Source organism: Rahnella sp. BCC 1045 (assembly GCF_019049615.1).
Lineage (GTDB): Bacteria > Pseudomonadota > Gammaproteobacteria > Enterobacterales > Enterobacteriaceae > Rahnella > Rahnella contaminans.
This window is the reverse complement of record NZ_JAFMOZ010000132.1, coordinates 1-19,596: the sequence shown is the minus strand read 5'-3', so window position 1 is coordinate 19,596 and position 19,596 is coordinate 1. Positions and strand designations below refer to the sequence as shown.

Sequence of the window (19,596 nt, the reverse complement as noted above, 5' to 3'; positions counted from 1 at the left end):
CCGTTCCGGCGCAGTAAAAAGAAAGGGCACCGCATTTTCATGCAGTGCCCTTTTTATTTATCTTCCGAAAACCCGGAAGAATTCGAGTAAGAAGAGGATCAGCTCGCTACTGCGATGCGTTTCATATCAGTCATATAACCACGTAAAGTGCGGCCGATTGACTCGATCGGGTGGTTGCGAATCGCTTCGTTAACGTCACGCAGCTGTGCGTTATCGACCTGCGTTTCTGCAACAGATTTGCCCAAATCACCTGCCTGCAGGGTGGTCATGAACTCTTTCAGCAACGGTACTGCGGCGTTAGCAAACAGGTAGTTACCGTATTCTGCGGTATCAGAGATAACCACGTTCATTTCGTACAGACGCTTACGCGCAACGGTGTTGGCGATCAGCGGCAGTTCGTGCAGTGATTCGTAGTAAGCAGACTCTTCGATGATGCCGGAAGCCACCATGGTTTCGAAGGCCAGCTCAACGCCCGCTTTCACCATCGCAATCATCACAACGCCGTGGTCGAAGTATTCCTGCTCAGAAATTTTACCGTCGAACTGTGGTGCATTTTCGAACGCAGTTGCGCCCGTTTCTTCACGCCAGGTCAGCAGGTTTTTGTCGTCGTTCGCCCAGTCAGCCATCATGCCGCGGGAGAATTCGCCGGAGATGATGTCGTCCATGTGTTTCTGGAACAGCGGCGCCATGATCTCTTTCAGTTGTTCGGACAGCGCATAAGCACGCAGTTTCGCCGGGTTGGACAAACGATCCATCATCAGCGTGATGCCGCCTTGTTTCAGCGCTTCGGTGATGGTTTCCCAGCCGAACTGCAGCAGTTTTTCTGCGTACGCTTCATCCACGCCGTCAGCAACCAGTTTGTCGAAGCACAGCAGAGAACCGGCCTGCAACATACCGCACAGGATAGTCTGCTCGCCCATCAGGTCAGATTTTACTTCTGCAACGAAAGAAGATTGCAGAACACCGGCGCGGTGGCCGCCCGTTGCTGCTGCCCAGGCTTTAGCAATCGCCATGCCCTCGCCTTTCGGGTCGTTTTCCGGGTGAACAGCGATCAGCGTCGGAACGCCGAAACCACGTTTGTATTCTTCACGAACTTCAGTACCCGGACATTTCGGCGCAACCATCACGACGGTGATGTCTTTACGGATTTGCTCGCCCACTTCAACAATGTTGAAGCCGTGTGAGTAACCCAGCGTTGCGCCATCTTTCATCAGAGGCTGAACCGCTTTAACCACAGCGCTGTGCTGTTTGTCTGGCGTCAGGTTAACGACCAGGTCAGCCTGTGGGATCAGTTCTTCGTAAGTGCCGACTTTGAAGCCGTTTTCGGTCGCTTTACGCCATGAAGCACGCTTCTCAGCAATCGCTTCTGCACGCAGGGTGTAGGAAACATCCAGACCGGAATCACGCATGTTCAGACCCTGGTTCAGACCCTGTGCGCCACAGCCTACAATCACCACTTTTTTACCTTTGAGGTAGCTGGCTTCGTCCGCGAATTCATCGCGACCCATGAAGCGGCATTTGCCCAGTTGTGCCAGCTGCTGACGCAGGTTCAGTGTGTTGAAATAGTTAGCCATGTCTTGCTCCGTTCTATCGAGGTAAGTGCTGTTATTTTTTGTTTCACCGGTGAGCCGGTGAACGCCGTGAATTCACTATATGTCATGCGACACATTGCTTAAATTGATATATTACGAAGATGACGTTGCAAAAAATGCAATATACTTCGTTTGACCTTTGCGTAACTAAAAAGCCGGGACTTCTTTATGGATTTGCGTGATCTGAAACTGTTCTTACATCTGGCGGAAAGCCGCCATTTTGGCCGTTCGTCGAAGGCGATGCATGTCAGCCCGTCTACATTATCGCGCCAGATCCAGCGGCTGGAAGAAGAACTCGGCCAGCCGTTATTTCAGCGTGACAACCGCACTGTGCAACTGACCAGCGCGGGTGAACAGCTCAAAACTTTTGCCCAGCAAACGCTGCTGAGTTACCAGCAACTGCGCAGCGGGCTGGATCAGCATGGCCCGACGCTCAGTGGCGAGCTGCATTTGTTCTGCTCGGTCACCGCTGCGTACAGCCACCTGCCCCCTATTCTTGACCGCTTCCGCGCGCAACATCCGCTTGTCGAAATCAAACTGACCACCGGCGACGCCGCCGACGCGGTCGAAAAAGTTCAGTCCACCGAAGCGGACCTGGGGATTGCAGGCCGCCCGGAAAGTCTGCCGGGCAGTGTCGATTTCACGCAGATCGGCGAAATCCCGATGATCCTGATTTCCCCGTCTCTGCCGGGCGCGGTGCGAACGCAAGTCAGCGTGCCACATCCCGACTGGTCACAGATTCCGTTTATCCTGCCGGAACACGGCCCGGCGCGAAAACGTATCGACATCTGGTTCAAACGAAACCGTCTGAGCAACCCGCTGATTTACGCCACGGTGTCCGGCCACGAAGCCATTGTGTCGATGGTCGCGCTCGGTTGCGGCATCGCTCTCATCCCTTCGGTAGTAGTCGATAACAGCCCGGAACCGGTTCGCAACCGTATTTCTGTTCTGGATAACGTCACGCTCGGCGCGCCGCTGGAACTGGGCGTCTGCGTGCAGAAAAAACGGCTGAACGAACCCCTGATCGAGGCGTTCTGGCAATTACTCTGAGCGTCTCAGGATAAAAAAAACGGGACACTTTTAAGGTGCCCCGTTTGATTTTAGCCCGCCAGGAAGAAGCGGAACGCCGGATTATCACTTTCGTTGTGACAGTCATAGCCCAGCGCCGTCAGGTTCTGTTCGAACTCCGGCTCTTGTTCGTTCAGCTCAAACGCCGCCAGCACGCGACCAAAATCAGTGCCGTGGCTGCGGTAATGGAACAGTGAAATATTCCAGTGCGTGCCCAGCGTATGCAGGAATTTCAGCAAAGCACCCGGGGATTCCGGGAATTCAAAGCTGTAAAGCCGCTCACGCAGAGGTTTGGTCGGACGCCCGCCCACCATATAACGCACGTGAAGTTTCGCCATTTCATCGTCGGACAAATCCACAACCTGATAACCGTCGTGGTTCAGTTCGTCGATAATTTCCTGACGTTCTGCGTGACCGCGCGTCAGACGTACACCCACGAAAATGCAGGCATTGTCCGCATCGGCATAACGGTAGTTAAACTCCGTCACCGAACGGCCACCCAGCAGCTGACAGAATTTCAGGAAGCTGCCTTTGCGCTCAGGGATAGTCACCGCCAGCAGTGCTTCGCGTTGTTCGCCCAGCTCGCAGCGTTCTGACACATAACGCAGACCGTGGAAATTGACGTTCGCGCCAGAAAGCACATGCGCCAGACGCTCGCCCTGAATGTTGTGCTGCTGCACGTATTTCTTCAGCCCCGCCAGCGCCAGCGCGCCGGAAGGTTCTGCAATCGCACGCACATCTTCGAACAAATCTTTCACCGCCGCGCAGATAGAATCGCTGTCGACAGTGATCACGTCATCGAGATATTCGCGGCACAGACGGAAGGTTTCGTTGCCAATACGTTTCACCGCCACGCCTTCGGCGAACAAGCCGACACGCGCCAGATCCACCGGTTCACCGGCGTCCATCGCCGCACGCAGACAGGCAGAATCTTCGGCTTCGACGCCGATCACCTGAATCTGCGGCATCAGCTGTTTGATAAGCACCGCCACACCGGCGGCCAGACCACCGCCGCCGACGGGAACAAAAACGCGATCCAAATGCGCATCCTGTTGCAGCAGTTCCATCGCCAGCGTGCCTTGTCCGGCGATCACCGCCGGATGGTCAAACGGCGGCACAAAGGTCATGCCCTGCTTTTGCGAAAGCTCAATAGCTTTGCCTTTGGCTTCGTCGAAATTCGCGCCAAACAGCAGGACTTCGCCGCCGAAATTACGCACCGCATCAACTTTGATATCCGCAGTCGCCACCGGCATCACAATCAGAGATTTGATGCCTTTTTTGGTGGCTGAAAGCGCGACACCCTGGGCATGGTTGCCCGCTGACGCCGTAACGACGCCGCGTGCAGCCTGTTCTTCGGTCAGGCTGGCAATCATCGAATACGCACCGCGTAGTTTAAAACTGTGAACAGCCTGGCGGTCTTCCCTCTTCACCAGAATGGTGTTACCCAGCCGGGAAGAGATTTTTTCCATGACCTGCAAAGGCGTCACCTGCGCGACTTCATAAACCGGCGCACGCAGCACGGCACGCAGATATTCTGCGCCGCACGGCTGGTCGGGTAAAGGTTGTGATACCGCCATGACTGTCAGCCTCCCAGCTTAGACTTGTCGCGTACTGCGCCTTTGTCCGCACTGGTCGCCAGCAATGCATAAGCACGCAGCGCCAGAGAAACCACACGTTCACGGTTCTTAGGCGTCCAGGCTTTATCGCCGCGTGCCAGTTCGGCTTCGTGACGCGCTGCCAGTTCCGCCGCCGGAACGTCCAGCACCATTTTGCGGTTTGGAATGTCGATGTCGATGATGTCGCCATCTTCAACCAGTGCAATCAGGCCGCCGCTGCCCGCTTCGGGAGAAACATGGCCGATGGACAGACCGGACGTCCCGCCGGAGAAACGACCATCGGTGATCAGCGCACACTCTTTACCCAGCCCCATGGATTTCAGATACGTGGTCGGATACAGCATTTCCTGCATGCCAGGCCCGCCTTTTGGCCCTTCGTAGCGGATAACGACCACGTCGCCGGAAACCACTTTACCGCCGAGAATCGCTTCAACTGCGCTGTCCTGGCTCTCATAAACCTTGGCCGGCCCCCGGAACGTCAGGTTGGATTCATCCACGCCTGCGGTTTTAACGATACTGCCCGCTTCGGCGATATTGCCGTAAAGCACAGCCAGACCGCCGTCTTTGCTGAACGCATGTTCCAGAGAGCGGATACAGCCTTCGGCGCGGTCATCATCGAGTGTGTCCCAGCGGCAATCTTGTGAGAATGCCTGTGTGGTACGGATGCCCGCCGGACCGGCACGGAACATTTTTTTCACCGCTTCGTCCTGGGTCAGCATGATGTCGTACTGATCCAGCGTCTGGTTCAGGGTCAGACCGAGAATATTTTTTACGTCGCGGTTCAGAAGGTTGGCGCGATCCAGTTCGCCCAGAATCGCCAGTACGCCACCGGCGCGGTGAACGTCTTCCATGTGATATTTCTGGGTGCTTGGCGCAACCTTACACAGATGCGGTACTTTGCGTGACAGACGGTCGATGTCGGTCATGTCGAAGTCGATTTCGCCTTCCTGCGCTGCCGCTAACAGATGCAGAACGGTGTTGGTGGAGCCGCCCATCGCGATATCCAGCGTCATGGCGTTTTCGAATGCGGCTTTGCTGGCGATGCTGCGCGGTAAGGCGCTGGTGTCATCCTGCTCGTAATAACGCTTGGTCAGCTCAACGATGCGGCGACCGGCGTTCAGGAACAGGTCACGGCGATCCGCGTGAGTGGCCAGCAATGAACCGTTACCCGGCTGAGACAGACCCAACGCTTCGGTCAGACAGTTCATGGAGTTAGCGGTAAACATACCGGAACAGGAACCGCAGGTCGGACAGGCAGAACGTTCAATTTGCTCGCTGTCGGCATCGCTGACGTTCGGGTTTGCGCCCTGAATCATCGCATCAACCAGGTCGAGTTTGATGATTTTATCAGACAACTTGGTTTTACCGGCTTCCATCGGACCGCCGGAAACGAAGATCACCGGAATGTTCAGGCGCAGTGACGCCATCAGCATTCCCGGGGTGATTTTGTCGCAGTTGGAAATGCAGACCATGGCATCGGCGCAGTGCGCGTTAACCATGTATTCCACCGAGTCTGCGATCAGCTCGCGTGAAGGCAGTGAATACAGCATGCCGCCATGGCCCATGGCGATCCCGTCATCCACGGCGATAGTGTTGAACTCTTTCGCCACGCCGCCGGACGCTTCGATTTGCTCGGCAACCAGTTTACCCAAATCACGCAAATGCACGTGGCCCGGTACGAACTGGGTGAAGGAGTTGACGACGGCAATAATGGGCTTGCCGAAATCGTTATCGGTCATGCCGGTGGCACGCCATAAAGCGCGGGCACCCGCCATATTGCGGCCATGGGTCGTGGTGTGGGAACGGTACTTAGGCATGCTCTGTTCACTCCAAATCATTTCTGTTTAGCAGGCAGCGAAATCGCTACCTGCTGAATTTCTTATTTATCCTCATCATTACCCTAAATCATTCGGGTTGCATCAAGGCGGCAACTGAATGAATCCCCGGGAGCTTACTCAGGTAAGTGACCGGGGTGAATAAAGGCAGCCAACGCAGAAGCAGCCTGAAGGATGACGGGTAATTACTGTGGGTTGATTGGATCCAACCAACCCCATTTGTCTTCGGTTTTGCCGGTGAACAGGCCGAAGAATGCATCCTGAATTTGTTTGGTGACCGGACCACGTTTGCCGATGCCGACCTGAATGCCGTCAACGCTGCGAACCGGTGTGATTTCTGCGGCAGTACCGGACATGAAGACTTCATCGGCCAGGTACAGGGATTCGCGGGACAGAACCTGCTCGCGAACTTCCAGCCCCATATCTTTCGCCAGTTTAATAATAGCGTCGCGGGTGATGCCCGGCAGAGCGGAAGAGGTAAACGGAGGTGTAAACAGAATGCCGTCTTTTACTTCGAACAGGTTTTCGCCCGCACCTTCAGAGACATAACCGTGAACGTCGAGCGCAATACCTTCCTGATAGCCGTGGCGACGCGCTTCACTACCGACCAGCAATGAAGAAAGGTAGTTACCGCCAGCTTTCGCAGCCGTTGGAATAGTATTGGCTGCCACGCGGTTCCAGGAGGACACCATCGCATCGATGCCCTGCTCCAGCGCTTCTTCACCCAGATACGCGCCCCACGGGAAGGCCGCGATGATCACGTCAGTTTTGTAGCCGTCCGGCGGGTTAACGCCCATACCGACATCGCCAACAAACACCAGCGGACGGATATACGCGCTGACCAGATTGTTTTTGCGCAGAGTTTCGCGGCAAGCCTCCATCAGCTCATCCACGCTCTGAGAAACCGGCATACGGTAGATTTTTGCGGAATCGCGCAGACGCTGCATGTGTTCACGGTGGCGGAATACGACGGGGCCTTTATGGGAGTCGTAGCAACGCACGCCTTCAAATACGGAAGTGCCATAATGCAGTGCGTGTGACATGACGTGAACTTTTGCTTCTGCCCACGGAACCATCTCGCCATTGAACCAAATGTAATCAGCTTTCTTCGTCATTCTCTCGTTCCTTTACTCACGCATTCGCGCGTATTTGTTGTGATGTATGTTGCTGGATCTCGACACAAGCGACATCCATAAGTTTGCGTAACTGTGAAGACAGTAAATCTACCGGGCGCTGGCTGGCAACGGTCAATTCGATATTTATATTTTCCGCATTGACCATCGGGGTCATGTTCATTGCGCACACCTGAAAACCACGGTGGCGAACAACGCGTAATACGCGTTCTAACATTTCAGGGCGGAAACGGGCCTGGATTGAGACGTTATGCTGCATCATGACATTTTCTCCAACATGGTTTCGTTGCCTGCGCCCGGTGGAACCAGTGGCCAGACATTCTCATTTTCGTCGATGGAAACCTGAAGCAAATACGGGCCTTCGCTGGTGAAGAATGCGTCCAGAGCGGCATCGACTTGGTCTTTACGGTGGATACGCTGGCCGGGGATATTGAATGCGCTGGCCAGCGTCACAAAATCAGGATTATCAGAAAGGTTGGTTTCACTAAAACGTCCGTCGAAGAACAGCTCCTGCCACTGTCGTACCATCCCTAACCGCTGGTTATCCAGCAACAGGATTTTGACGGGCAGCTGTTTTCGCTTGATGGTGCCCAGCTCCTGAACGTTCATCATGAACGAGCCGTCACCGGAAACGCAGATCACCATGTCGTCCGGGCGGGCAACCTGTGCGCCAACGGCAGCCGGAACGCCAAAGCCCATCGTGCCCAGACCGCTGGAGGTGATGAAGTTTTCCGGGCGGCTGAACTGCATGTGCTGCGCGGTCCACATCTGGTGCTGACCGACATCGGTGGTGACAACGGTACTGGCAGATTTGCGATCGGAGATTTGTTTCAGTAACAGCGGTGCATAAATCGCTTCGCCCGGATGGTCATAGCGCCATTCACCCTGCGCTTTCAGCGTCATCACTTCATCACGCCATGCGCTGATGTTCAGCGGTTGTTGCAGTGCAGGTAACAGAGAATTCAAATCACCCTGCAACGCGACGTGCGCCTGACGCAGTTTGTTCAGTTCCGCCGGATCGATATCCATGTGGATAACGGCCGCGTTTGGCGCGAAGGTATTCAGTTTGCCTGTCACCCGGTCATCAAAACGCGCACCGACCGCAATCAGTAAATCGCAGGACTGAACCGCCAGATTAGCGGCTTTGGTGCCGTGCATACCCAGCATTCCCAGATAACACGGGTCAGTCTCATCCGGTGCGCCCAGCCCTTTCAGGGTGGCTACCGCCGGCATGCCCGTTGCTGAGATGAAGTCACGTAAAGCCGGCACCGCCTGAGCCATACCGACACCGCCGCCGACGTAGATCATCGGTTTTTGCGACGCGGCGATCATCGCGCTGGCTTGTTGCAGTTCAGCTGCCGGATGCGGGAAGGTTTCTTCTACCGCCAGCAGATGCGGCGGTAATTCGCCGGTCGCCAGCTGAATATCTTTCGGGATGTCGATCAGAACCGGGCCCGGACGCCCGGAAGTGGCGATGGCAAAAGCTTCCGCCATGATTTCCGGCAGCGCGTCCAGCGATTCAACCAGGAAGCTGTGTTTGGTACAGGCCAGAGATAAACCTAAAACGTCGATTTCCTGGAAGGCGTCGGTACCGATGAATGCGGAACCGACCTGACCGGTGATAGCCACCAGCGGAACGGAATCGAGCAGCGCGTCAGCCAGACCAGTGATCAGGTTGGTCGCACCAGGCCCGGAAGTGGCGATACAAACGCCGACTTTTCCGGTAGAACGGGCATAGCCGATGGCGGCCATTGCGGCGCCCTGCTCGTGCCGGCACAACAGGTGTTCCACGCCGCCGTCATACAATGCATCGTATACCGGCATGATTGCCCCGCCAGGATAACCAAATACTGTATTTACACCCTGCGCACGCAACGCTTGTACTACCCACTGTGCTCCGTTCATCTTTATTCTCCTGCCTTTTTGCGACAAGTGCAGAATATTATGCTGTTGCTCATTTTCCGACCCCGCTTCACTGTTCTCTGAAATACCTGACCCAAAAAAAAACCCCGGACCTTTCGGTGCGGGGTTTCTTTTCAGGTTCAGGCTTGTTTAATAAGCCTTTCTTCGTCCAAGTGCAGCCCCGCACGGTGGGATAATAATCACCACCACGCTAATCACGACTAGGCTAACTACGAGGAGAAGGGCTTTCATTTTTAGGTTTCTAAAATTCATATTGCGAACGATTGCCTACAGAGTTATCACAGTAATGCGTTTAATGACAACACTTTTCTTGCGTTATTATTTGCGACGCGCTGCACAACCCGGCAAAAATAATCTGAAAAATCAAACCTTAGCAGGCTGATCCGTTCTCTGATTATTTATTGCTCCCGTTATCGCTTTTCCGCGCGTATCTCGCCCGAATGCAACAAGTACAGAAATTACGATCGCCACCGTCCCGGCGACAATCGCCATCGCCAGCCCGTAGTTATGTCCGTGACTTTCGGCAATGCCTGCCTGCAATGTCGCATTGACCGACGCCAGCAAATTCCCGAGCTGATAAACAAATCCGGGCAATACAGCGCGGGTGTTCGCAGGCACCAGCTCAGTGAGATAAGACGGCACCACGCCCCACGCGCCCTGCACCATAAACTGCATCAGGAAAGCCCCCAGACCGATGGTCCAGGTTCCGCTGGAAAATGCCCACAGCGGGATCACCGGCAATGACAGTAAGGCTGCAATAATAATGGCTTTTTTACGACCAATCTTCTCTGAAAGCGTACCGAAGAAGATACCGCCGATGATCGACGCAATGGTGTAACCGATAGCAATCAAACTGACCGTATGTGCATCAAAACCGTGCTGAACTTTCAGGAATGACGGGTAGAGATCCTGCGTTCCGTGGCTGAAGAAATTGAAGGCCGCCATCAGGACGACCAGATAAACACAAAGTTTCCAGTGTGATTTGAGCACTGGCAACAGCGCGGTGCTTTCCTTGCGTTCACGCGCAGCAAGCCAGACCGGCGATTCCTGCACCTTAAACCAGATAAAAGGCAGCAGGAAGATCGGCACAGCGCCGATGACAAACATTCCGCGCCAGCCGACCATCTCCGAAAACAGCCCGTAAACCACCGCGGCCAGCAGATACCCGAACGGATAACCGGCCTGAAAAATACCGGACATCATGCCGCGCGAACGGTCAGGAATGGTTTCCATCGCCAGTGAAGAAGCCACACCCCACACGCCGCCCATCGCCACGCCATAAATCACACGCAGGATCAGGAAAATGGTCAGGGACGGCGCCGCTGCGGTGCAGAGTTCAAATACGGAAAAGCAGGCAATATTCACCATCAGCACCGGTTTACGTCCGTATTTTTCTGCGGCCCGCCCGAACACCAGCGCGCCGATGGGCCGCACCGCTAGTGTCAGCAAAATCGCCAGCGTGACTTCTTTGATATCGACATGAAAGGCTGTCGCTATGTCACTAAGAAGAAAGACTAAAATGAAGAAATCGAAAGCATCGAGCGTCCAGCTTAAAAAGCTGGCGATGGCAACATTACGCTGCCGGGAGGTCCAACCAAACATGGGTTTATCCCTATTCCGGAATAGCTGTAGGCAGTGCTCTCACTGAACTGTTCCGGAAAATCCACAGCGAGGCAGAGAGATGTTAATCAATGATTGATATTTGTTTCTTTATTGTTAAATACATAAAGATTAAACACCTCAGCCTGTATAAACAGCAACTTAATTAGCCCGCTAATTTGTTTCCGAAGACCTCAATTTGTTAAGGAGTATTACCGCCAGTGTGGCGCACCACGCACTGCCGCATTGCAACCTGATAATCCCGCGAGTCTTTTTACGTGACGCTGCGCATTTGGCAGATCTTCTTCACAAAATCGTTACCGACTGCGTCATGCTGCCTTTCAGGAAAATTCACAGCCAAGGAAGAAGTATGTCATTAGCCGTGGTGTATACCCGCGCATCACTGGGTGTTCAGGCTCCGGGTGTCTCCGTTGAAGTGCATATCAGTAATGGCTTACCGGCCCTGACGCTGGTCGGCCTGCCCGAAACCACCGTCAAAGAGGCCAGAGATCGAGTCCGCAGCGCCATCATCAACTGTGGTTTCAGTTTTCCTCCCAAGCGGATTACGGTGAATCTCGCCCCTGCCGACTTGCCCAAAGAAGGTGGCCGGTATGATTTATCTATCGCGCTGGCGATTCTGGTGGCCTCTGAACAGCTTAGAGGCGACAGGCTGGTGAAATATGAGTTTTTGGGAGAACTGGGACTTTCAGGCGCTTTGCGCAGCGTTAACGGCGCAATTCCTGCGGCGCTCGAAGCACAGAAAGAAGGCCGGATTTTAATTTTGCCGCAAGCAAATCAGTCCGAAATGACGCTGCTTGATCCCGGCGTCGCCAATATTGCAGGACATCTGTTACAGGTTTGTGCTTTTTTGCAGGGCGAGGACAGCCTGCCGGCGATTGAATATCCACCCGTTGCGCCGGAACCTGCCTGCCAGCCTGACATCGCCGATATCATTGGTCAGGAGCAGTCAAAACGCGCACTGGAGGTCGCCGCCGCCGGAGGCCATAACTTATTGCTTATCGGACCGCCCGGCACCGGGAAAACCATGCTGGCGAGCCGTTTGCCTGGCTTACTTCCCCCGCTCAGTAACGAAGAAAAGCTCGAAACCGCCGCGATCGCCAGCCTGGTGTATAACCCGGAAGATGACGGTGAGTTTTCTCGTGTACGGCCTTTCAGGGCGCCACATCACAGTACGTCAATTAGCGCGCTGGTCGGCGGGGGTTCGCTGCCTAAGCCGGGAGAAATTTCACTGGCCCACAATGGCGTCCTGTTTCTAGACGAGCTTCCGGAATTCCAGCGTCAGGTGCTGGATGCTTTGCGCCAGCCGATGGAATCGGGCGAAATCACGATCTCCCGGGCGCGGGCAAAAGTCCGTTATCCGGCCAGAGCCCAGCTGATTGCAGCGATGAATCCCAGCCCTACCGGACACTATCAGGGGATCCACAACCGCACGCCCCCGCAGCAGGTTTTACGCTATCTGGGCAGGCTTTCCGGCCCTTTCCTGGACCGGTTTGATTTATCCATTGAAGTGCCGCTGTTGCCGCCTGGAATTTTAAGCCAGCAAAACCATACGCCGACAGCACGGGAAAGCAGTGCGCAGGTTCGGGAACGGGTATTAGCCGCACGGGAGATTCAGCTGAAACGGGCGGGGAAAATCAATGCGAGGCTGAACAGCAGCGAAGTCGAAATTTACTGCGTTTTAAAAAAAACGGATGCGGAATTTCTGGAAGAGGTTCTGCATAAACTGGGATTGTCGGTCAGGGCGTGGCACCGGATCCTGAAAGTTGCGCGAACATTAGCCGATTTAGAGGGGAAAGAATCGATTGAACGAAAACATATTTCTGAGGCGCTGAGCTATCGCACCATGGATAGGCTATTGTTAACTTTACATAAGAATCTGGCATAAAAAAACGGGGCATCGCCCCGTTTCATTAGTCGTCGCTTTCCGTATAGTCTTCTACAGCATCGGCCTGCGGTTTGCCGCCGGACAGCGTGTGGAATTTCTTCGGACGACGGGTGCGGACAATATATTTGTTCCACACTTTTTCTGCATCTGTCACAGGTTCGCGCGTACCCCGGCAAACCTCCAGGAACAGCTTTTCTTCGTCGGTAACGGGCTCACGTTTCCCCAGATCCAGCTCATTAAAAGCAAAGCCGTAACGTTCTAGCATTTGCGCTTCTTTAATGGTGAAATCGCCATGCCGGGAGAACCCGCGAGGGTAATGTTTATTATCAAAAAAACGATTTGTCGTGGTGAAGCTTTCCGCCATCTGACACGCTCCTAATTCTCTCATGGTCGTGCTGTTATGGCGCGGAGTATTAGTTAGGCTTGACATTGTGTAAAACAAAACATTTAAATCTTAACGACAAAAATTATTGGAGATAGTTTTGGACACGGAATTACTGAAAACCTTTTTGGAGGTCAGTAGAACTCGCCACTTTGGTCGGGCGGCGGAATCCCTTTATCTGACGCAATCGGCTGTCAGCTTTCGTATCCGGCAACTGGAAACCCAACTTGGCGCTAATTTGTTCACGCGGCATCGCAATAACATCCGCTTAACGCCCGCAGGAGAACGCCTGCTGCCCTATGCCGAGAATCTGATGTCTACGTGGCAAATGGCGAAAAAAGAGGTTGTACGCTCGTTACAGCACACAGAATTGTCAATTGGCGCTACGGCATCGCTTTGGGAAGCCTATCTGACACCCTGGATGCAGTCGCTTTACACCCAACGTGACACGCTGAGGCTCGAAGCGCGCATCGCTTTACGCCAGTCACTGGTAAAACAATTGCATGAAAGACAACTGGATTTGCTGATCACCACTGAACCACCCAAGATGGATGAACTGTCGAGCCAGCTTCTGGGTAATTTCTCGTTACGACTTTTTTCATCGAAGAAAACGGTCAGAGGGGAACAAACGCCTTACGTGAAACTGGAATGGGGCGCAGATTTTCCACAGCAGGAAAAGCTGCAAAACAGCGATCAGGAACCGGTGCTGACCACAACGTCTGCACAACTGACGCGTCAGTTGCTGGAAAATACGGGTGGCTGCGCTTTTCTGCCAGCGCATTGGGCGAAAGAATATCCGCAGCTCGCCGCGCACGAAGATGTTCCGCCGGTGATCCGCCCGTTGTACGCCGTTTGGCTGCAAAACAGCGATCAGCAGGTTCTGATCCGTCAGTTACTCAAAACACCGCTGATCACTAACTTCTGATGCCGTCCTGACTCAGGACGGCTCTGGTCGTGGATGGCGTGCCCTTCTGGCAGTCCAGAAGGTGCCCATGCCTTTTTGCAGTGCGATAAAGATAAACAGCAAAACTCCCATGACGATTTTCGTCCACCATGAACTGAGCGTGCCATCAAATGTGATGTAAGTCTGGATAAGCCCCTGAATTAAGACGCCAAACAAACTTCCCAGCACCGTTCCAACACCGCCGCTCAAGAGTGTGCCGCCAATGACGACGGACGCAATCGCATCAAGCTCAACGCCGCTGGCCGCCAGCGCATACCCCGCTGACGTGTAGAGCGAGAAGATGATCCCCGATAACACCGCCAGCGTACTCGACAACATGTAGATATAAATCGTTGTGCGTCTGACGGGAACGCCCATCAGCGCCGCAGACACATTGCTGCCGCCCACGGCATAGACGTTGTTACCGAAACGCGTACGGTGAGCCAAAATGATGCCGCCAAAGACCACCAGCAGCATGACCAGAGCCAGCAGAGTAAAACGGCCACCTCCGGGCATTTTCCAGGCGTAATTGGCAAGAAAATCGTAAACCGGATGGTTAATCGGCAGAGATTCCTCTGAGACGATAAAGCTCATACCGCGTACAAAAAACATCCCCGCCAGCGTGATGATGAAAGCAGGCAATTTCAGCGTATCAATAATCCAGCCCATCAGCGCACCAAACAGCGCCCCCATCAGAAGCACAATGACAAACGCATAACCCGGCGCGACGCCGTACGTGCCTATCAGTTTCGCCAGCAACACGCCCGTAAAAGCGATAACAGATCCCACGGACAGGTCGATACCGCCGGAGAGGATCACGAAGGTCATCCCGACGGCTACGATGCCGAGAAAGGCGTTATCTGTCAGTAAATCAAAGAAGACACGCGTGGAGGCGAATCCGGGAAACTGGGTGAAGCAATACCCATATCCGGCCAGAAACACCACGATAGTAATCAGCAGGGGCAGATTTCTTTTAAGCATTATCCCTTTCTCCGGAACAGATTACTGAGCGAGACGCGGGGCGACTGAACCACCAGGACGGCGAGAACCACCAGAGCTTTGAGCACCAGATTAAACTCGGGTTTAAAGCCTGAAAGCAGAATACCGGTGTTCATTCCCTGAATGATCAGCGCTCCGACCACCGAAAGAAGCAGGTTAAAACGTCCGCCCAGCAGCGAACCGCCGCCGATGACAACGGCGAGAATGGCGTCCAGCTCCAGCCATAATCCGGCGTTGTTGGCATCGGCACCGCGGATATCCGCCGTGACAATGACGCCCGCGACTGCCGCGCATATCCCGCAAACAATGTAGGTTGAAATGAGCACCAGGCGCGCATTCACACCGGCGTTATAGGCAGAGCGGATATTGATGCCGACAGATTCGATAAACAGCCCGAGTGCAGTTTTACGCGTGAGCGCCCAGACCAGTATCAGCATGACGGCAGCAATAATCACCGGCATCGGAAGATAGAACAAAGAACCGCTGCCAAATTGCGACAAACCGTTGTGTTCAAACGTGACGATCTGCCCTTCTGTAATCAGCTGCGCGATACCCCTTCCGGCGACCATCAGCATCAGTGTGGCTACAATCGGCTGTATTTGCAGGACAGCGACCAGAAATCCATTCCATAAGCCACATATCGCTCCGACGCCCACGGATGCCAGTAACACTATCGTCAGCGGATATCCCTGAACGGTCATGGTCGCTGCTGTCGCGCCCGCGATCGCCATCACCGCGCCGACGGACAGGTCGATACCGCCGGTGGCGATAACCAGCGTCATCCCCAGGGCCAGTAAAGCGACGGGTGCGCCGCGATTGAATATGTCTACCAGGCTGCCAAACAGGCGGCCATCCTGAATATGGATGGAGAAAAAGCCCGGTGCGACCAGACTGTCGATCAGTAATATTGCGACAAAAGCGCCAATTTGCGTGGCACCTTTGGGAAACACAAATCTTACTTTGCGCGGTCTTCCTGTCATCGGCAGACTCCTGTTACTCATCGGTATCTCCTCATTGAGCCGCGATGGCTTTCATAATGGCGGGCACGGAGATCTCGGCCTGCTCAATTTCAGCAACATGACGACGATCGCGCAGTACCACGATACGGTCGGCGTAACCCGCAAGCTCCTCCAGCTCAGAGGAAATGACCAGCAGCGCCAATCCTTCATCACAAAGCTTTTCAATCAGGCGAATAATTTCCGCATGCGCGCCGACATCAATCCCGCGAGTGGGTTCATCAAGAATAAGAAAGCGGGGATTGGTCGCAAGCCAGCGGGAAAGCAGGACTTTTTGCTGATTGCCTCCAGAAAGATACTGAATTTCCTGCTCGGTGCCGGGCGTACGGATACCCAGGAGTTTGATAAACTTTTCGGCAATCTGATGCTGTTCTTTCATCGGTAAAGGACGCAGCCAGCCACGCCGGGCCTGCAACGCCAGAATGATATTTTCGCGAACCGTTGCCGCACCAATAATCCCGTCGGTTTTGCGATCTTCAGGGCAATAACCAAAACCGAGCTTCGCCGCTTTTCGTGGTGTATTGATCGTTGCCGCACGGCCTTCAACCTGCGCATTACCGCTGTCATGGCCTTTAATGCCAAAAATCAGCTGAGCAGTTTCCGTGCGGCCAGAACCCAGTAGCCCGGCCAGCCCGACGATTTCTCCACGACGAACTTTCAGATCGAAATGTTCAACCACCCCACGACGACCATAATCTTTGAAATCAACCAATGGCTCGCCTGTGACATTCCGGTGTTCGGTGCGTTTAAGCAGGCTTTCATCAAAGCTGTGCCCAAGCATCATCGGTACCAGATCGATACGGGGCAGATCGGCAGTACGTTCAGATCCCACCCGTTTGCCGTTGCGTAAAACCGTTATCCGGTCGCTGATCCGATACACCTGATCGAGGAAATGCGTCACGAAGATCATCCCCACGCCTTTGTTGCGCAGCTGAACAAGAATATCGAGCAGCATACTGACTTCTTTGGCATCAAGACTGGCGGTGGGCTCATCAAGGATCAGCACTTGCGCAGAGAGGTCCACCGCCCTGGCAATGGCCACGATCTGCTGGATAGCGATGGAATAAGTGGAAAGAGGCTGGCTGACATCCAGATGCAGCCCATAGCCTTCCAGAAGCGCTTCGGCCTGTTGCTCCATTTTGCGCTGATTGACCAGTCCGAAGCGGGTCGGTTCTCGCCCGATGAAGAGATTCGCAGCAACGGAGATATTCGGCAGAAGGTTAACTTCCTGATAGACCGTGCCAATCCCCAGCGACTGTGCGTCTGCGGTATTCACTGGTTCGATGGATTTTCCATTGAGAAAGACCTGACCTGCGGAGCGTTTATAAACGCCGGTCAGCGCTTTAATCATTGTGGATTTACCGGCACCATTTTCCCCCAAAAGTGCAACGATTTCGCCACATTCGAGTGTGAAGTCGACATTTTCAAGCGCCTTTACGCCGGGGAATTCAACTGACAAGCCGCGCACTTCAAGCAGCGTTATTGAATCTGGATTATCCGTCACGTCACTACTCCTGCTGCATTCGCCAGCGGCGAAAAGGGAATAATTTTTACCGGCTTGTCCGTGAGACAAGCCGGTAAACCGGCTTAATAACCCATGTCTTTTTTCATGTCGTATTCTTTCTGAGCCATATCAGGCAGGATTAAAGCGGACTGAGTCTGGATGAATTTCTTCGGCTGAGTACCGTCTTTTTTCATTGCGATCAGCGCATCAAATGCCGGGCCTGCCATGTTAGGGGTCAGCTCAACAGAGGCATTCGCTTCACCGGCTAACATCGCTTTATAGATGTCAGGAACCCCATCGATGGAAACGATTTTGATCTGTGAACCCGGTTTCAGACCGGCTTCTTTAATGGCCTGAATCGCACCGATTGCCATATCATCGTTATGGGCATAAACAGCACAAATGTTCTTGCCGTTTTGTTCAGCCTTAATGAAGCTTTCCATGACTTCTTTACCTTTACTGCGGGTGAAGTCGCCAGACTGGGAACGGATAATTTTGACGTTTGGTGCCGCTTTGAGTGCATCGGCAAAACCTTGTTTACGGTTTAAAGCAACACTTGCACCGACGGTTCCCTGCAATTCCACGACGTTACAAGGTTTACCCGCGACTTCTTTTACCAGCCAGTCACCGGCCACTTTACCCTCGTAAACGCTGTCTGAAGCGACCGCAGCGGTGTAAAGCGTCGGATCACTGACTTCGATAGTGCGGTCCAGCAGGAATACCGGGATCTTGGCTTCTTTGGCTTCAGTCAGAACAGGAGCCCAGCCGGTTGCGACAACAGGCGCGATGAAGATCGCATCAACACCTTGTGCAATAAATGAACGTATCGCTTTGATTTGGTTCTCTTGTTTCTGCTGGGCATCAGCAATTTTCAGTGTAATGCCGCGTTTTTCTGCCTCTGATTTAGATACTTTAGTTTCAGCAGAACGCCACCCGGACTCAGAACCGATCTGCGAAAATCCCACAACCAGAGGAGCTGCCTGCGCCGCCCCACAAAGTGTTGTTGCAACTGCTGCTGCCACTAATAAGCGTTTATACATGTCTTTTTCCTCGCGTGTAGTCTGAGCTACTTTTTGTTATGACTCGTTGGGTACGGCCAGGATTTTCATCCAGCAAACGTATTCCTTCATTGCGACAAAGATGCTTTAAAAAGGAGGAAAACGTATTGTCAGGATCGGGTCATCGTCATCGGACGATGATTAGGTTTAGTACACTGGGAAAATGGGAGCATGAGCGGTGTCACATACGGGGATAACAATCATTTAGTGCATGTATTTAGCCGAAACATGACAAAAAACAACCAGAAAACGGGGAAGGATTGAGCATTAATGGTGCAAAAGTTTAGCAAAACGAGGATTAAATCACAGTTGTATGGACAATGAGGAAAGTCAGAGAGGCATATAACAAAAAAGCCCCTCGCTTTCGCGAAGGGCTTTAATATGGCAGGGGCGGAGAGACTCGAACTCGCGACACCCGGTTTTGGAGACCGGTGCTCTACCAACTGAGCTACGCCCCTATATTACGCTTACTATTATGCCTGCTAATTTAGCAGGCATAATATTTAATAATTGGCGGAACGGACGGGGCTCGAACCCGCGACCCCCTGCGTGACAGGCAGGTATTCTAACCAACTGAACTACCGCTCCACCGGTTCTTTCACTCATATCAGCAATCGTCTGATACAAGTTTGTTCCTGTTATTTTCCTTGTCAGGGGAAAAGGAACTAATTTGATGCCTGGCAGTTCCCTACTCTCGCATGGGGAGACCCCACACTACCATCGGCGCTACGGCGTTTCACTTCTGAGTTCGGCATGGGGTCAGGTGGGACCACCGCGCTGTTGCCGCCAGGCAAATTCTGTTTCATTCATACCGCTCACCCTCTCTCAGGCTTGCACTACGAACCAATCTCGGAACATTACGCTGAAAAATCTCGGTCTCGCACAGAGTCAATCTAAAACACCTTTGGTGTTGTAAGGTTAAGCCTCTCGGGTCATTAGTACTGGTTAGCTCAATGCATCGCTGCACTTACACACCCAGCCTATCAACGTCTTAGTCTTAAACGTCCCTTCAGGTGGCTTAA

The 19,596-nt window shown here is 53.5% G+C and carries 16 protein-coding genes, 2 tRNA genes and 2 rRNA genes; 3 read left to right on the top strand and 17 right to left on the bottom strand.

What is annotated here, in order from left to right; genetic code table 11:
* Window positions 1–98 precede the first annotated feature (98 nt).
* Entirely contained in the window at window positions 99–1,574 is a 1,476-nt protein-coding gene (gene ilvC, locus J1782_RS15785; protein WP_152324754.1) for a ketol-acid reductoisomerase, read from the bottom strand.
* 186 nt (window positions 1,575–1,760) lie between these two features.
* Here ilvC and ilvY point away from each other — a divergent pair, with 186 nt between their 5' ends.
* Complete coding sequence (ilvY, locus tag J1782_RS15780; RefSeq protein WP_165061941.1) at window positions 1,761–2,642, top strand: HTH-type transcriptional activator IlvY; 882 nt, start codon at window positions 1,761–1,763, stop codon at window positions 2,640–2,642.
* Window positions 2,643–2,692: 50 nt separating this feature from the next.
* On the opposite strand, the gene ilvA is transcribed toward ilvY, so the two are convergent.
* From ilvA to J1782_RS15745, 7 genes are all read right to left on the bottom strand, one after another.
* Entirely contained in the window at window positions 2,693–4,237 is a 1,545-nt protein-coding gene (gene ilvA, locus J1782_RS15775) for a threonine ammonia-lyase, biosynthetic (protein WP_165061944.1), read from the bottom strand.
* A gap of 5 nt (window positions 4,238–4,242) precedes the next feature.
* Window positions 4,243–6,093, bottom strand: a complete 1,851-nt coding sequence (gene ilvD, locus J1782_RS15770) for a dihydroxy-acid dehydratase (RefSeq protein WP_165061947.1) — start codon at window positions 6,091–6,093, stop codon at window positions 4,243–4,245.
* A 203-nt stretch (window positions 6,094–6,296) separates the two neighbouring features.
* Window positions 6,297–7,226 carry a branched-chain amino acid transaminase gene (locus J1782_RS15765; RefSeq protein WP_101079475.1) on the bottom strand — a complete coding sequence of 310 codons (930 nt, stop codon included), beginning with the start codon at window positions 7,224–7,226 and terminating at the stop codon, window positions 6,297–6,299.
* A gap of 16 nt (window positions 7,227–7,242) precedes the next feature.
* Window positions 7,243–7,506: an acetolactate synthase 2 small subunit gene (gene ilvM, locus J1782_RS15760; protein ID WP_013577547.1), complete on the bottom strand. Its 264-nt coding sequence runs from the start codon at window positions 7,504–7,506 to the stop codon at window positions 7,243–7,245.
* Complete coding sequence (ilvG, locus tag J1782_RS15755; RefSeq protein ID WP_165061950.1) at window positions 7,503–9,149, bottom strand: acetolactate synthase 2 catalytic subunit; 1,647 nt, start codon at window positions 9,147–9,149, stop codon at window positions 7,503–7,505. The genes ilvM and ilvG overlap by 4 nt, the downstream gene beginning before the upstream one ends.
* 147 nt (window positions 9,150–9,296) lie before the next feature.
* A complete protein-coding gene (gene ilvL / locus J1782_RS15750; RefSeq protein ID WP_015699153.1) occupies window positions 9,297–9,398 on the bottom strand; it encodes an ilv operon leader peptide in 102 nt (33 codons plus the stop codon).
* Between the two features lie 132 nt (window positions 9,399–9,530).
* Entirely contained in the window at window positions 9,531–10,769 is a 1,239-nt protein-coding gene (locus tag J1782_RS15745; RefSeq protein ID WP_152324748.1) for an MFS transporter, read from the bottom strand.
* A gap of 367 nt (window positions 10,770–11,136) precedes the next feature.
* Between J1782_RS15745 and J1782_RS15740 the strand changes: the two genes are divergently transcribed.
* Window positions 11,137–12,672, top strand: a complete 1,536-nt coding sequence (locus J1782_RS15740) for a YifB family Mg chelatase-like AAA ATPase (RefSeq protein ID WP_152324747.1) — start codon at window positions 11,137–11,139, stop codon at window positions 12,670–12,672.
* Window positions 12,673–12,697: 25 nt separating this feature from the next.
* Here J1782_RS15740 and J1782_RS15735 read toward each other — a convergent pair whose 3' ends face one another.
* On the bottom strand, window positions 12,698–13,036 hold the full coding sequence (locus J1782_RS15735) for a DUF413 domain-containing protein (RefSeq protein WP_095924170.1): 339 nt from the start codon (window positions 13,034–13,036) through the stop codon (window positions 12,698–12,700).
* Window positions 13,037–13,154: 118 nt separating this feature from the next.
* Here J1782_RS15735 and hdfR point away from each other — a divergent pair, with 118 nt between their 5' ends.
* A complete protein-coding gene (hdfR, locus tag J1782_RS15730; RefSeq protein ID WP_152324746.1) occupies window positions 13,155–13,979 on the top strand; it encodes an HTH-type transcriptional regulator HdfR in 825 nt (274 codons plus the stop codon).
* Between the two features lie 12 nt (window positions 13,980–13,991).
* Here hdfR and yjfF read toward each other — a convergent pair whose 3' ends face one another.
* The 8 genes from yjfF to J1782_RS15690 form a co-directional block, all read right to left on the bottom strand.
* Entirely contained in the window at window positions 13,992–14,978 is a 987-nt protein-coding gene (gene yjfF / locus J1782_RS15725; protein ID WP_165061956.1) for a galactofuranose ABC transporter, permease protein YjfF, read from the bottom strand.
* Window positions 14,978–15,997, bottom strand: coding sequence for a galactofuranose ABC transporter, ATP-binding protein YtfT (ytfT, locus tag J1782_RS15720; protein WP_217153488.1), 1,020 nt, complete (start codon window positions 15,995–15,997; stop codon window positions 14,978–14,980). Before ytfT ends, yjfF begins: the two co-directional genes overlap by 1 nt.
* Before the next feature lie 10 nt (window positions 15,998–16,007).
* Entirely contained in the window at window positions 16,008–17,489 is a 1,482-nt protein-coding gene (gene ytfR / locus J1782_RS15715; RefSeq protein WP_217153514.1) for a galactofuranose ABC transporter, ATP-binding protein YtfR, read from the bottom strand.
* Between the two features lie 110 nt (window positions 17,490–17,599).
* The gene (gene ytfQ / locus J1782_RS15710; RefSeq protein ID WP_152324742.1) at window positions 17,600–18,556 is read right to left on the bottom strand and encodes a galactofuranose ABC transporter, galactofuranose-binding protein YtfQ; all 957 of its coding nucleotides are present in this window, start codon (window positions 18,554–18,556) and stop codon (window positions 17,600–17,602) included.
* A gap of 400 nt (window positions 18,557–18,956) precedes the next feature.
* A tRNA-Trp gene (locus tag J1782_RS15705) sits at window positions 18,957–19,032 on the bottom strand.
* Window positions 19,033–19,085: 53 nt separating this feature from the next.
* Window positions 19,086–19,162: transfer RNA gene (locus tag J1782_RS15700), tRNA-Asp, on the bottom strand.
* 87 nt (window positions 19,163–19,249) lie between these two features.
* A 5S ribosomal RNA gene (rrf, locus tag J1782_RS15695) occupies window positions 19,250–19,365 on the bottom strand.
* A 123-nt stretch (window positions 19,366–19,488) separates the two neighbouring features.
* A 23S ribosomal RNA gene (locus J1782_RS15690) occupies window positions 19,489–19,596 on the bottom strand; the annotation flags it as partial.

Excerpts from the sequence above, each read along its gene's own strand:
- ilvC (WP_152324754.1), bottom strand. The coding sequence starts at position 1,574 with ATGGCTAACTATTTCAACACACTGAACCTGCGTCAGCAGCTGGCACAA.
- ilvY (WP_165061941.1), top strand. The coding sequence starts at position 1,761 with ATGGATTTGCGTGATCTGAAACTGTTCTTACATCTGGCGGAAAGCCGC.
- ilvA (WP_165061944.1), bottom strand. The coding sequence starts at position 4,237 with ATGGCGGTATCACAACCTTTACCCGACCAGCCGTGCGGCGCAGAATAT.
- ilvD (WP_165061947.1), bottom strand. The coding sequence starts at position 6,093 with ATGCCTAAGTACCGTTCCCACACCACGACCCATGGCCGCAATATGGCG.
- J1782_RS15765 (WP_101079475.1), bottom strand. The coding sequence starts at position 7,226 with ATGACGAAGAAAGCTGATTACATTTGGTTCAATGGCGAGATGGTTCCG.
- ilvM (WP_013577547.1), bottom strand. The coding sequence starts at position 7,506 with ATGATGCAGCATAACGTCTCAATCCAGGCCCGTTTCCGCCCTGAAATG.
- ilvG (WP_165061950.1), bottom strand. The coding sequence starts at position 9,149 with ATGAACGGAGCACAGTGGGTAGTACAAGCGTTGCGTGCGCAGGGTGTA.
- ilvL (WP_015699153.1), bottom strand. The coding sequence starts at position 9,398 with ATGAAAGCCCTTCTCCTCGTAGTTAGCCTAGTCGTGATTAGCGTGGTG.
- J1782_RS15745 (WP_152324748.1), bottom strand. The coding sequence starts at position 10,769 with ATGTTTGGTTGGACCTCCCGGCAGCGTAATGTTGCCATCGCCAGCTTT.
- J1782_RS15740 (WP_152324747.1), top strand. The coding sequence starts at position 11,137 with ATGTCATTAGCCGTGGTGTATACCCGCGCATCACTGGGTGTTCAGGCT.
- J1782_RS15735 (WP_095924170.1), bottom strand. The coding sequence starts at position 13,036 with ATGGCGGAAAGCTTCACCACGACAAATCGTTTTTTTGATAATAAACAT.
- yjfF (WP_165061956.1), bottom strand. The coding sequence starts at position 14,978 with ATGCTTAAAAGAAATCTGCCCCTGCTGATTACTATCGTGGTGTTTCTG.
- ytfT (WP_217153488.1), bottom strand. The coding sequence starts at position 15,997 with ATGAGTAACAGGAGTCTGCCGATGACAGGAAGACCGCGCAAAGTAAGA.
- ytfQ (WP_152324742.1), bottom strand. The coding sequence starts at position 18,556 with ATGTATAAACGCTTATTAGTGGCAGCAGCAGTTGCAACAACACTTTGT.